Source organism: Actinomyces ihuae (assembly GCF_001457875.1).
GTDB classification, from domain to species: Bacteria; Actinomycetota; Actinomycetes; order Actinomycetales; family Actinomycetaceae; genus Pauljensenia; species Pauljensenia radingae_A.
Genome location: NZ_CZPX01000003.1, coordinates 45,757 through 58,039 on the forward strand (window position 1 = coordinate 45,757; position 12,283 = coordinate 58,039).

Below are 12,283 nucleotides of genomic sequence, written 5' to 3' on the forward strand. Positions count from 1 at the left end.
CCAATCGTGACATATTGTCAGGCGCCCGGCATCAGTCGATACGTCGCTCCTGTGCTTTTCCGCTGACAGCGCACGCATCGCACCCGTGTTCCGCTGGGGCATCTGAACGAGTAGGCTCAGGGCATGAGCGATGAAACTGACCGCCCGGATGACTCTGCCCCCGACCCGTTGGAAGAAATTTTGCGCCGCCTGCTTGGTGAAGATGCCGGCGAGGAGGCCGCACGTGCTATGCGTGAGCAGGGGTTTGACTCATCGAAGATGCCGTCTTTCATGAGTAACCCTGGCCAGCTGCAGGCGATGATGAGTCAGTTCAACGCGCTGATGAACACGACGTCAGGCCCAGTCAATTGGTCAGTTGCCTCCGATCTGGCACGTCAGAGCACTTTTGGCCAGTCCCCCAACGTGACGGCAGCTGAAGCTGCGCAGGCACGTGAAGCGATGACGGTTGCCGACTTGTGGCTTGACCCGGTGACGTCTTTTACGCACCGCGGTGGCGACAGGCAGGCATGGACACGCGTCGACTGGATTGATCACACGCTCGACATGTGGAAACGCATGTGCGAACCGGTCGCGTCGAATGTGTCTCGCGCACTGGTCGAGGCCATGCAGGAACAGTTCGGTGATTCGCAGATGATGGCGCAGCTCCACATGCCCGGAATGCCCGAAGGTATTGGAGAGCTGGCCGGGCGTACCAGTGAGATGATGCCGAAACTGGCGGCAATGGTTTTCGCCATGCAGATCGGTCAGGCACTGGGAGGCTTGGCCGGCGAAGCACTGAGTTCAACCGATGTGGGTATTCCATTGGCGGGCCTGGATCAGACCGCGCTCGTCGTCGGCAATATTCACGAATTCACCAAGGATCTGGAAATGCCGCGTGAGGAAGTCCAGCAGTTCCTCGCTGTGCGTGAATGTGCTCACCAGCGTCTTTTCGCATCCGTTCCGTGGCTTGGTTCCGATCTTGTACGCGCGGTGGAAAAGTACTCTGCTGAGATTGCGATCGACACGGACGCGATCGCTGACGCGGCTCGCAACATCGATCCGGCGGACCCGTCATCCTTTAGCACGTCGATGACTGATCAGATTTTTGCCACAGAGCCAACTGAGCGTCAGACCGAAGCACTCGAACGCCTGGAAACGCTGCTGGCATTGGTCGAAGGCTGGGTGGAGGTGACCACTGCCCGCGCCGTCGCTCCGTATCTGCCGCATGCGGATCGCCTGCGTGAATTGATGCGTCGCCGGCGCGCAACGGGTGGTCCCGCCGAGCAGATGTTGGGGTCGCTGATCGGCCTGACCATGCGTCCTCGTCGCGCGCGCGGTGCAGCGAAGCTGTTCACGATTGTTGAACAGGCTCAGGGCACCGAGGCTCGCGAAGCACTGTGGCACCACCCTGACATGATTCCGACCGCTCAGGATCTTGACGAGCCGACGGAGTTCCTGGATCGACGTGCCCGCGAGCGCGAGGAATCGGCTGACATTGATGAAGCGTTGAGCGCCATGTTGGATGGCACGCTCGGTTGGGCGGAGGGCCTGAGCCCGAGTGACGATCCGGAGATGGATTCGTTGCGCGAAGCCGGTGTGATCCTCGACGATGAGCCTGAGTCAGACGGCCAGGCTGATACCGGCGCGTCCCACGAGGCCAGCACGTCCGACGAGGCCGACCGCCCTGACGACGCTGACACTTCTGACCCGACGGATCCTGACGACTCCGACTCACGCGACTAGCCGCCGCCCCGCAGTTATCCACAGATCTCGCACTGCTGCTGACTTCAGGCATGCATGGGCGTCACAATCTGGACTGGCACTACCGGTGACCGTCCCGACCATGAGGACACCATGACATGCGAGGAGGCAGTATGCGCATCACCCCAGGAACAGCGGTCCTTTGGCGCGACCCGACGACCGTTCAGATTGGTTCAGATCCATCCAAGTGTGTCGTGTTCACCCAGGTCACATCCGCGCAACGCGAGTGGCTCGTGCAGGCTGCATCATGTTCACCTGAGGACCCTCCTGTCCGCATGCTGCCGCACGTGCTTCCTCTTGTCTCCCGCTTGCGCGCGGCTCATCTCATTGACGAGGGTGAGGCACCCGCCATGCGTGAAGGGATCTGCATTGACGGACTGGATGCCCTGAGCGTGCGCCTCGTTGAACTGCTGATACGCAGCGGTTTTTCACGTTTTGAGTTTCGTGATCCGCGACCATCGATCGGGAGGTTCGCTGATCTGATGCCCGCCGACACGTTCGCAACGTGCCGCGCGTACGCTGCAGGCGAGATGATCCGAGCGCGTTTTCCACACGTGTTTGTCGGTTCCCTGTCGCGCAGTGATCTGACGGTGGTGTCTCGGCCCAGAAGTTTTGACCTGGCTGCGTGCGGGTTCTTACTGGCTGATGACCAGCAGCACCTGGTGATGACGCGCCATGAACGCTCCGTAGTCATCGGACCGTTGGTGATACCTGGGCACACCCCGTGCGCGCAGTGTGCGGCACTGGCTTTAGTTGATACTGATGCGTCGTGGCCGCTGCTGGCCACGCAGATGGAACAGTGGCCGGTTGGCCCCTTGCCACCGGCATGTGAGTGTCAGGCAGCGTTGTGTGCGGCCACGGCCGTCGCCCGAACGCTGGGGTACTCGGTACTTGGTGAGTCCGAAATGTGCGGGCCAGATGCCTTAACCGCGCATGTTGATTCCGACGGGCAGGTGAGGCTCAGTGCGATCGCACCACATGAGCGCTGCGGGTGCGGGGCTTACGGCACACCCTTTGAAGACGCCGTTCCATCCCACGAGCCGGTCGCTATCCGCGCCTATTCGTGAATCTGCTCTGGAGCCGCGCCCGGCAAGATGCGTGGTGAAGTGCCAGATCGTGTGGTCGACCAGGATCCGCGCCCACTGTCGGTTTCTTGCTTATTTCGAGGCCCCGTCAGACTCCGCGTCGTCCAGACCGCGCAGGATAGCCAGAACCTGAGGACCATAGGCATCAAGTTTGACAGGACCCACGCCTCGGATGACTCCAAGCTGACGCAGCGTCTTGGGACGAGCCGACGCAATGTCGCGCAGCGTGGAATCGACAAAGACGGTAAATGCTGGTTTCGACTGGGCATGAGCCTGTTCAAGACGCCACTGTTTAAGCGCTTCAAATGCTGCCACTGCCTGCGGCCCGAACTCGTGTTCAAAGGCTTCCATATCGTCAGCCTTGCGGCGTGGCTGAGATGATCGCGCACGTGAACGGGAGGCGCTGCGCGCGGATTTATCTTCCTTGGGCCAGATACCATCGAGCAACGATGTGCGTGACCTGTTCTTATGGCTGCGGCCAGTGCCACGGGAACGCGCCCACGACACTTCGAGGCGATCACGCGCACGCGTCAACCCAACATAGAGCAAGCGTCGTTCTTCTTCCCGTGCCTGCGCAGTAGTGGCCAGTGAGATCGGCAGCAACCCTTCGCTGGCACCGACCAGGAACACGTTGTCCCACTCCAGTCCTTTCGCTGCATGCAGCGTGGACAGCGTGACGCCATCGACTGTGGGGGCAGCTTGAGCAACAGAGCGTTCCCCCAGCTCATCGACGAATTTGGGCAACGTCAGGTGGGCGCGTTCTTCAGCAAGGCTGACCAGCGCATTGAGGTTGTCCCATCGTTCACGTTCAGCACCGGCATTTTGTGGAGCGTCCGGGCTCCACCCCACCAGGGCGAGCTGCTCTTTAACCGTGGCAACCAGTTCGGTGTCGCCGCTCACGTCCACAGAATCAGGGGCGTGCGCCCCGTCTGCGCCGTCATCTGCTCCGTCGGTAAAGTCTTCACCGTCGTGACGGCGCTGCGCGGTTGCCTCGCGCCGCAGAACCAGCATGGCGCGTTTGACTTCTTCACGTTCAAAGAAACGTTTGCCGCCCTGAACAACACATGACAGCCCGGCCTGCGACAAGGCCGTTTCAAAAACTTCTGACTGCGAGTTCGTGCGGTACAGGATCGCGCATGAATGCAAGGAGGTATCACCGGACTTGACCAGTGCTGCGATGCGCTGCGCGACACCAGCAGCTTCCTCCATGTCATCGCCATAGGTCCGAAACGCCACTGCAGCGCCGGATGGCCGCTGCGACACCAGGTGGACGGCACCTGCCATCGCACCTGTCGAGGGACGGGCCCCTGAGCCGTCACCCGAAGCACCACTTGCTGCGGTGCCTGCACTGAGTCGCGACCTGCCAGCCCGTTCCATCACTCGGTTCGCTATCGACACAATCTGAGGGGTTGAGCGGTAATCACGGGTCAGTTCCACTACGCGCGTCCCTGGATGACGCTGCGCAAACCTGGCCAAATAGGATGCGTCTGCCCCGGCAAAGGAATAGATCGTCTGAGCGACATCACCGACCACGCACACGTCATGGCGCTCCCCCAGCCACAGGTCCAGGAGGCGCTGCTGCAGCGCGGACACGTCCTGGTACTCATCGACCACAAAATTGCGGTATTGAGAGCGGATATGCCGGGCAATATCCTCACGTGTTTCCATCAGGCCGCACATCAAAATCAGCACGTCCTCAAAGTCGATGACGGCGCGATCCATTTTCGCTTCCTCGTAAGCGTCAAACAGGCGAGCGAACTCTGAGTGCTCCAGGCCCGCCGGGGGGATACGTCCCTGTCTGCGCGCCACTGGCGCATAGCGTTCGGCATCTACGATGGAGACTTTTGACCATTCAATTTCTGCCGCCAGGTCACGAACCGTGGTCTTGTCCGCCCTGATCCCACAGCGCGCGGCAGCTGACGCAACCAGTGATGCCTTGTGTTCGATCAAGTCCGGGCGCCTACCGCCAAACCCTGTTTCCCAAAAATACGTCAGTTGGCGCAGCGCAGCGGAATGGAAAGTGCGCGCCTGAGCCGCAGCCACGCCCAGATCCCGCAGTCGCTGACGCATCTCGGCTGCAGCGCGCTGTGTGAAGGTTACGGCCAGGACGCTCACCGGATCGTACGCGCCGGTAGCCGCACCGTATGCGATGCGGTACGTGATTGCGCGGGTTTTCCCTGTTCCTGCCCCCGCGAGGACAGCCATCGGGCCGCGTACCTGTTGGGCAACGCGCCGCTGATCCTCATCGAGGGCGTCCAGAAGCTGCTCCGCTTCCATCATGCTGTCTGTCATAGAGGCATTGTCTCAGTGGGCACGTGCATCTGCGGACCGTGTGCCCTGCTGCAGATGCAGGTACGGGCCACCAAACCACTGTTCGATCAGCCCGTGTGCAATTGCCGTCGGCCCTGATGCGATGATCCGACCATCGCGCAGACACTGAGCGAACTCGTCGCGCGAATAGAACGCGGCATTCGTTATTTCGGAACCATCGGGACGCACGTCCGGCTCACTGTCGTGCCCGCCCGTGACATGAGCGGTGAATCCCAGCATCAGCGAGCGCGGAAATGGCCACGGCTGCGCACCCTGATATCGAACCTGCCTCACATCCAGTCCGACTTCTTCACGCACTTCACGCGCCACTGCACGTTCGGGTGCCTCACCCGCTTCCATGAAGCCGGCGATCAACGAGTAGTACCCCGTCTTCCATCCTGAATTGTGTGCCAGGAGCAATCGCTCATCGTCATCAACGATGGCGACGATCACTGCCGGATCCTGACGCGGGTATTCGATGTGATCGCACTGACTGCATGTGACGGTCCAGCCGCAGCCTGTGGGCCGCACCGCTGCGCCGCATCGGGCACAAAAGCTGGTGGCGGCGCGCCAGAACAGCAGGGCGCTTGCGGCGGTTGTCATGGCACTGTCATCGTCACTCAGCAGGTGCCCGACGCGGCGCACGCTGTGCCAACTCAGATCGCAAATGCCCTCTGATTGCCCACTCTCGCCGAGCGTTTCTTCAAGAGCATCTTCCTGTCCTGTGGGCAGTGCAATGGCGATGTAGGCAACCCCGTTGCCAGTGCGTCCGATCAGGGCAGCGTCGTCCTCGTCAATGGGGAAAGAGAAGAGGGACGCGCACGAGGCAGGCACGCTGAAGACGTGAAGTCCGTCACCTGATGGGATGAGTCCGACAGATCCTGTCGAATCGAGGAAGAAGAGACGAATATTGCTGACTTCCCCGTCGACAAGGCCGTGAAATGCGGCAGGACCGTCGTCCAGAATCTGCGAGATGGTGGATTTTTCGCGCATCGTCGTCATCGCGTCGAGTGCGCCGCGCGCCAGTGGAAGATCGAGTTCCATAATGACCACAGTAACGGTTCGCACTACCGTGGTCACTATGACACTTGAAAATAATGAAGAAACTCGCGCCGACGGGCGCGCACTCGACCAGCTTCGTTCCGTTCGCATGACCCGCGGATGGTCCGGGACCGGTGAAGGCTCCGTACTGATCGAATCAGGCAACACCCGCGTCCTGTGCGTGGCATCCCTGACTGCCGGCGTCCCGCGCTGGCGGAAGGACTCCGGCCTGGGCTGGGTGACCGGCGAATACGCGATGCTGCCGCGCGCAACGTCGGACCGCAGTCAGCGTGAATCTGTCAAAGGCAAGATTTCGGGGCGCACTCAGGAGATTTCCCGGCTCATCGGTCGCTCACTGCGCGCAGTGGTGGATATGGCAGCCCTCGGTGAGAACACGATCGTGCTGGATTGCGACGTGCTGCGCGCCGACGGTGGCACCCGCACCGCATCTGTGACCGGCGCATGGGTTGCGCTGGCCGATGCTGTCAGGTGGGGAACTGAAAACGGCCTCATTCATCCACAGGCGTCCGCTCCCGTGCTGTCCGACTCAGTCAGCGCCATTTCAGTGGGAATCATCGACGGCGTTCCCATGCTGGACCTGCCGTACGAGGAAGACGTGCGCGCCCAGACTGACATGAACGTCGTGCAAACCGGTTCCGGTAAATTCGTCGAAGTTCAGGGCACCGCTGAGCACGCCCTCTTTGACCGGGAGGAGCTCGGGCAGCTGCTCGACCTGGCCACCGCCGGCAATGCGACGCTACATAACCTGCAGCAGCGCGCACTGGAAGCCGAGGTCGGCACAACCGTCTCGTTGGAGGATTGAGATGAACGAGGGCGACGCGCTGGCCACACCAGTCCTGGCATTTGCCACGTCGAACGCGCATAAGGTCTCAGAGCTGCGCGCAATCCTGGATCCGTTCGTGCCGGGAGTTCACGACGGATACATCGTGACGCTGGCGCAGGCCGGCGCAGATGAACCTGTCGAAGACGGCATCACCTTTGAGGACAATGCGCTGATCAAGGCGCGTCACCTGTGTGAACTGACCGGCCTGCCCACTATCGCTGACGATTCAGGAATCACGGTGGACGTGCTGGGCGGGGCGCCCGGGATTTTCTCAGCGCGCTGGAGTGGACATCACGGTGATGACGCGGCGAATCTGGACTTGCTGCTCAGTCAGATTGCGGATGTGCCCGATCGGCATCGCGGTGCCGCATTCGTGTCAGCGGCAGTGCTCGTCACACCTGATGGGCAGACTTTTGTGGAACGCGGCGAGGTGCACGGCCACCTGCTGCGCGAACGCCACGGCAGCGGCGGATTCGGCTACGACCCGATTTTTGTTCCCGACGGCTTCGACTGCACAACCGCCCAGATGAGCCCCGAGGACAAGAATGCGATCAGTCACCGCGGCATTGCGTTTCGTGCGCTTGCCCCGCATGTGGCACGCGTACTGGCGTCCTAAATTCTGAAGAAACTGGCCTCAGCCGCAGGCTCACTGCCCACAGCCGCAGGCTGGTCGCCTCAGATTTCGAACACGTCACCAGCGCGGGCGATCTGCGCCTCCCCCTGCCAGGTCTGGCGCAGTTCACTCATCACCGTGTCGACCGGGGTCCACGGCTGAATGTGAGTGAGCACCACTCGCCTGACACCGGCCTGCGTGGCGACCTCGCCCGCACGTACACCCGACATGTGGATGCCGCGCGTCGTGTCAGCCTCGGTGAATCCGGCTTCGCTGAGCAGCAGGTCGACACCGCGCGCACCCTCAATAATCGTGTCGCACTGGTCGGTGTCGCCGGTAAAGAACATGGTGGCGCCACCCTCGTCCTCAATGCGCACGCCGAAGGCTTCGACGGTATGTTGAGCGGTGCTGGGCGTGATGGTCAGGGGGCCCACGTTGAAGGGAACGCCCGGGCGCATCCGGTAGAACTCGAATTCATCGGTGTACGTCTCCGCCGGGTCACACCCGTCAATCTGGCGCACCCGTTCAGGCAGTTGTTCTGAACCTGCCAGCAGGAGTGTGCCGCAGCCTCGTCCCGGCCCCCACCTGCGGTGCACGTGCAGGGAAATCACGTCGCCCATGTGGTCGGCGTGGCAGTGCGAAAAGATCACTGCGTCCAGGTCTGCCGGGTCAATGACGCGCCAGAGCTGCCCGAAGGCACCCGGCCCCATCTCCAATGCAATATTCCACGTTCGCGTCGTGCCGTCCTCACGTGTTTCCTGCGTCTGCAGCAGGTAGCAGGACGCAGGTGAGTGCGGGCCGGACATTGAACCGGTGCATCCGATGATGGTCAGCGTCATTGACATGTCATCACTCTTTCCGTGGTGTGTCGGGTGCGGCATCCGGAGGCGTTCCGTCTCGCGCAAGCCGTGCATCGGCGGTAGATGCAGGACCGTGAATGTTATGAGCCGAGCGCACTTCCGGTCCCAGGAATCGGCGCGCGAGGTGTTCGAACGTCTCAGGAGCTCCCGTTGTCAGGAATTCGTGGGCAGGCTCGGTGAGCACCGACTGCTCTGTGCTGGCCTGTTCGGGGATGGGAGCGGTCATGTCGCGCTCCACCAGCAGTTTGTACGTGTCGTTGGCCGTTGCTTCCGACGAAGTGACGAGGGCGACGTCCTCACCCATCGTCTGGCTGATGATGCCAGTCAACAGCGGGTAGTGCGTACACCCCAGGATGACGGTGTCGACGTCGGCGTCGATCAGTGGTGCCAGGTAGTCGCGTGCGACGGCCTCGAGCTCCGGCCCGGTGGTGATGCCTGCTTCGACGAATTCCACGAAGCGGGGGCATGCGGCTGAAAAGACGGATACGTCCGGAACTGCTGCGAGCGCCTGGTTGTATGCCTGGGATTGGATGGTTGCGGAGGTGCCGATGATGCCGATTCGGCGGTTGTGGGTGGCACGGATCGCTGAGCGCGCGGCCGGTGTGATCACTTCGATGACCGGGATTCCCTGCTGCGCCGTGTAGCGTTCGCGGGCATCTGACAGCGCTGCTGCGGTCGCCGTATTGCAGGCGATGACCAGTGCTTTCACACCGCGTTCGACCAGTTCATCCAGGCAGGTCAACGCGAGCTGGCGGACCTGTGCGATTGGGCGCGGACCGTACGGCGTGTGGGCTGTGTCCCCCAGATAGACGATGCGTTCGTGAGGGAGCTTGTCCATGACGGCGCGGGCGACCGTCAAGCCGCCTAAACCTGAGTCAAAGATCCCTATCGGAGCACTGTCCATGTTTGGAGACTAATGCGACCAGGCCTCCTCGCGCACCGCTGTCAGTAGTGAATCCTGCCACCACGTGACCATCATGTACATTCCGGCACTCATCGTTGCCTCGCTGAGCGGCTGCTCCAGGTCACATGCGTGCGCAAGCTCAGCGACTTTATTCTCCGCTTCACGTGAGTCAATACCCAGTTCACCCGCCAGAGCCAGTCGCACGTCATTGAGGGCAGCGAGCCAGTCCCACACTTCCTGGTGGGTGACCATTATCACCACCGTGTCTGTGCCGATTGCAGACGAGAGTTCGGTGTGGATCCGCCGCAGTCGCGCCGCTTTTTCCGCACGCAGGAAGTCTTCGGTCAGGGCCCGCAGATTCGCCGCCTCCGGTGGGTCGTCGCTCATGGGCGGGAGCAGGCTCCCCAGTGCCGGGTCGTGTGGCTCATCGCGCGTGGTTTCCACTTCGGTGGCGGCGAGCACGAAGGTGGACAGTTCGCCCGGCTCGTCGAGGACGACCAGTATTTCTTCAATGAGCTGGCGCAACAGGTGCAGGAACTGCGTCGACACGTTGCAGACGTATCCGGCTTCCTGCAGTGCGAACGCAGTGATCATGTGAGTTGCTCCAGCGTGGCGTGCAGGCCGTATCCGTGCATGGCCAGCACATCAGCTTCCATGCGTTCTCTGATTCCAGTTGACACGACGGCCCGGCCGAATGTGTGGATCTGCGCAGTCAGTTCGTCGGCAGCGTGACGCGAGTATCCGAAGTGTCGAATCAGCACTTCTACCACGTAGTCGTTCAGGTTCACCACGTCATCCCACACCACGGTTTGCCACTGTGCCAATGGGCATGACGAGGCATCCTCGCGCGGCTGATCAGGAACCGCACGGTCGTGAAACGACGTTGTCATAGACCTCCCGCTCATGCTCCTAAGCGTATGGCCCCGCAGGTTTAGCCGTGCCGTTTTGACGCAGTGCATTTTCGCGCGCGCCGCTTCTGGCCATTCACACTCATTTCATGGTGCTTCCACTGGCCTTTTGAGTGGCAAGCGGATTGCCGGCGAGTCGGTCTTTCCGGTGAGAAGAGAGTAGATTGAGGGTATGCCTGCTTCACCTTCAACTGCTCTGTTAACAGACATGTATGAGCTGACCATGCTGGACGCTGCGATGAAACGCGGAACCGCGTCCCGCAAAGTGGTCTTCGAACTGTTCGGTCGTCGCCTGCCAGCAACCCGCCGTTTCGGTGTCGTTGCGGGCACCGGCCGCATCCTCGAGGCGCTGGAGCGTTTCGAATTCACCGACCAGCAAATCGACTGGCTCCACGATCAGAAAATCGTGTCCGACGATGCGCTGGATTATCTCAGAGGCTTCCGTTTCGGCGGCACGATCGACGGCTACCAGGAAGGCGAATGCTATTTCGCCGGCTCGCCACTGCTGACCGTGGAGGGCTCCTTCGCAGAATGTGTGCTGCTGGAAACGCTGCTGTTGTCGGTCCTCAACCATGACTGTGCGATCGCATCTGCGGCATCCCGCATGACGATCGCAGCTCACGGCCGTCCCTGCCTGGATATGGGTGCGCGCCGCACCCATGAACGCGCCGCCGTTTCAGCTGCCCGCTCCGCAGTGATCGGCGGATTTGCCGGCACCTCGGATCTGGAAGCAGGTATCCGCTACGGCATTCCGACTATCGGCACGTCCGCTCACGCGTTCACGCTGCTCCATGACAGCGAGCGCGAAGCTTTCGACGCGCAGATCGATCTGCTTGGCGCCTCGACCACGCTGCTGGTTGACACCTATGACATTCCGCAAGGGGTCGTCAACGCTGTTGAGGCTGCCCGCGCAGTGGGTCAGGAGCTCGGGTGCGTGCGCATCGATTCCGGTGACCTGGTGGCGCAGGCGTTCACGGTGCGCGGCCAGCTTGATTCACTGGGCGCCACATCCACGAAGATCACCGTCACGTCCGACCTCGACGAATATGCGATAGCCGCCCTGGGCGCGGCACCCGTGGACTCCTACGGCGTGGGCACTCGCCTGGTGACCGGGTCCAAGGTTCCGACCGCGGCGCTGGTGTACAAGATGGTGGCTCGTGAAGATTCAGACGGCGTCATGCAGCCCGTTGCCAAGAAATCGCAGTCCAAGAGCACGGTCGGTGGCCGCAAGTACGCCGGCCGCCTCTACGACGAGGAAGGCTACGCCTACGAGGAACTCCTGGTCACGGCTTCGACACGGAAGGCTGCCGAAGAAGAGCTGACGAAGCAGAAGGCGCGCCCTCTGCAGATCCCGCTGGTTGTCGACGGTGAGATTCGCAGTGAACTGTGGAGCATCGATGCGCTCAAGCAGGCACGCGACCATCACTTGAAATCACGCAACGAGCTGCCTTACCAGGCGTGGCGACTGTCTGAAGGTGAAGCTGCAGTCTCCACGCGCTACGTGGAGCTGGACTGATCTTAGTTGTCGCCGGCGGTGGTGGACGTCACCCCTGCGCCCTCTGATGGTGCGGCAGCAGCGACACCGTCGTCACCGGACACGAGCTTGAGGCCGATGACGCACGCGATGATTCCGCACAGTAACAGGATGCGGACCACGCGCACGGGTTCTGCACCGCTGAGCATTGCCCACAGCGCAGTCGTGCCTGCACCAATCCCGACCCACACCGCGTAGCCGGTGCCCACGGGGATTTCTTTGAGCGCCCACCCCAGGCCGCCCATCGAGATCGCTGCTCCGAGGATAAACACGATGATGGGCACCACCTTGGTGAACCCTTCAGACTTGGACAGCGCGGTCGCCCACACTGCCTCAAAAACGCCGGAGAGAACAAGAACGAGCCAATGCATGATGCAGCCCCTTTCAATTGGGGCCGTCCCCACGTGATCACCGCATCCGGGTCGTCCCAAAGCGCTGGGCACC

General features: G+C 61.7%; 12 protein-coding genes. 5 read left to right on the top strand and 7 right to left on the bottom strand.

Annotated elements, in window-relative coordinates; all coding sequences use genetic code 11:
- Positions 1-123: 123 nt before the first annotated feature.
- Positions 124-1,722, top strand: coding sequence for a zinc-dependent metalloprotease (locus tag BN3002_RS00200; protein ID WP_058236054.1), 1,599 nt, complete (start codon positions 124-126; stop codon positions 1,720-1,722).
- Positions 1,723-1,853: 131 nt separating this feature from the next.
- Entirely contained in the window at positions 1,854-2,807 is a 954-nt protein-coding gene (locus BN3002_RS00205) for a hypothetical protein (RefSeq protein WP_058236055.1), read from the top strand.
- 90 nt (positions 2,808-2,897) lie between these two features.
- On the opposite strand, the gene BN3002_RS00210 is transcribed toward BN3002_RS00205, so the two are convergent.
- Positions 2,898-5,117, bottom strand: coding sequence for an ATP-dependent DNA helicase UvrD2 (locus BN3002_RS00210; protein WP_257525337.1), 2,220 nt, complete (start codon positions 5,115-5,117; stop codon positions 2,898-2,900).
- Positions 5,118-5,129: 12 nt separating this feature from the next.
- Positions 5,130-6,215, bottom strand: a complete 1,086-nt coding sequence (gene nudC / locus BN3002_RS00215) for an NAD(+) diphosphatase (protein ID WP_257525338.1) — start codon at positions 6,213-6,215, stop codon at positions 5,130-5,132.
- 1 nt (position 6,216) lies between these two features.
- Between nudC and rph the strand changes: the two genes are divergently transcribed.
- Positions 6,217-6,999 (top strand): ribonuclease PH, encoded by a 783-nt coding sequence (gene rph, locus BN3002_RS00220; RefSeq protein ID WP_058236229.1) that lies wholly within the window; start codon positions 6,217-6,219, stop codon positions 6,997-6,999.
- Between the two features lies 1 nt (position 7,000).
- Positions 7,001-7,636, top strand: a complete 636-nt coding sequence (gene rdgB, locus BN3002_RS00225) for an RdgB/HAM1 family non-canonical purine NTP pyrophosphatase (RefSeq protein WP_058236057.1) — start codon at positions 7,001-7,003, stop codon at positions 7,634-7,636.
- A gap of 59 nt (positions 7,637-7,695) precedes the next feature.
- Here rdgB and BN3002_RS00230 read toward each other — a convergent pair whose 3' ends face one another.
- The 4 genes from BN3002_RS00230 to clpS are packed head-to-tail and all read right to left on the bottom strand — an operon-like array spanning position 7,696 to position 10,302.
- Complete coding sequence (locus tag BN3002_RS00230; protein ID WP_058236230.1) at positions 7,696-8,472, bottom strand: MBL fold metallo-hydrolase; 777 nt, start codon at positions 8,470-8,472, stop codon at positions 7,696-7,698.
- A 10-nt stretch (positions 8,473-8,482) separates the two neighbouring features.
- Entirely contained in the window at positions 8,483-9,397 is a 915-nt protein-coding gene (murI, locus tag BN3002_RS00235) for a glutamate racemase (RefSeq protein WP_058236058.1), read from the bottom strand.
- Between the two features lie 9 nt (positions 9,398-9,406).
- Positions 9,407-9,991 carry a DUF2017 family protein gene (locus BN3002_RS00240; RefSeq protein ID WP_058236059.1) on the bottom strand — a complete coding sequence of 195 codons (585 nt, stop codon included), beginning with the start codon at positions 9,989-9,991 and terminating at the stop codon, positions 9,407-9,409.
- Positions 9,988-10,302 carry an ATP-dependent Clp protease adapter ClpS gene (clpS, locus tag BN3002_RS00245; RefSeq protein ID WP_227469160.1) on the bottom strand — a complete coding sequence of 105 codons (315 nt, stop codon included), beginning with the start codon at positions 10,300-10,302 and terminating at the stop codon, positions 9,988-9,990. Before clpS ends, BN3002_RS00240 begins: the two co-directional genes overlap by 4 nt.
- Before the next feature lie 175 nt (positions 10,303-10,477).
- Here clpS and BN3002_RS00250 point away from each other — a divergent pair, with 175 nt between their 5' ends.
- The gene (locus BN3002_RS00250) at positions 10,478-11,821 is read left to right on the top strand and encodes a nicotinate phosphoribosyltransferase (RefSeq protein ID WP_058236060.1); all 1,344 of its coding nucleotides are present in this window, start codon (positions 10,478-10,480) and stop codon (positions 11,819-11,821) included.
- 2 nt (positions 11,822-11,823) lie between these two features.
- Here BN3002_RS00250 and BN3002_RS00255 read toward each other — a convergent pair whose 3' ends face one another.
- Entirely contained in the window at positions 11,824-12,210 is a 387-nt protein-coding gene (locus tag BN3002_RS00255; protein WP_082628453.1) for a DMT family transporter, read from the bottom strand.
- Positions 12,211-12,283 lie beyond the last annotated feature (73 nt).

Excerpts from the sequence above, each read along its gene's own strand:
- BN3002_RS00200 (WP_058236054.1), top strand. The coding sequence starts at position 124 with ATGAGCGATGAAACTGACCGCCCGGATGACTCTGCCCCCGACCCGTTG.
- BN3002_RS00205 (WP_058236055.1), top strand. The coding sequence starts at position 1,854 with ATGCGCATCACCCCAGGAACAGCGGTCCTTTGGCGCGACCCGACGACC.
- BN3002_RS00210 (WP_257525337.1), bottom strand. The coding sequence starts at position 5,117 with ATGACAGACAGCATGATGGAAGCGGAGCAGCTTCTGGACGCCCTCGAT.
- rph (WP_058236229.1), top strand. The coding sequence starts at position 6,217 with ATGACACTTGAAAATAATGAAGAAACTCGCGCCGACGGGCGCGCACTC.
- rdgB (WP_058236057.1), top strand. The coding sequence starts at position 7,001 with ATGAACGAGGGCGACGCGCTGGCCACACCAGTCCTGGCATTTGCCACG.
- BN3002_RS00230 (WP_058236230.1), bottom strand. The coding sequence starts at position 8,472 with ATGACGCTGACCATCATCGGATGCACCGGTTCAATGTCCGGCCCGCAC.
- murI (WP_058236058.1), bottom strand. The coding sequence starts at position 9,397 with ATGGACAGTGCTCCGATAGGGATCTTTGACTCAGGTTTAGGCGGCTTG.
- BN3002_RS00240 (WP_058236059.1), bottom strand. The coding sequence starts at position 9,991 with ATGATCACTGCGTTCGCACTGCAGGAAGCCGGATACGTCTGCAACGTG.
- clpS (WP_227469160.1), bottom strand. The coding sequence starts at position 10,302 with ATGAGCGGGAGGTCTATGACAACGTCGTTTCACGACCGTGCGGTTCCT.
- BN3002_RS00250 (WP_058236060.1), top strand. The coding sequence starts at position 10,478 with ATGCCTGCTTCACCTTCAACTGCTCTGTTAACAGACATGTATGAGCTG.
- BN3002_RS00255 (WP_082628453.1), bottom strand. The coding sequence starts at position 12,210 with ATGCATTGGCTCGTTCTTGTTCTCTCCGGCGTTTTTGAGGCAGTGTGG.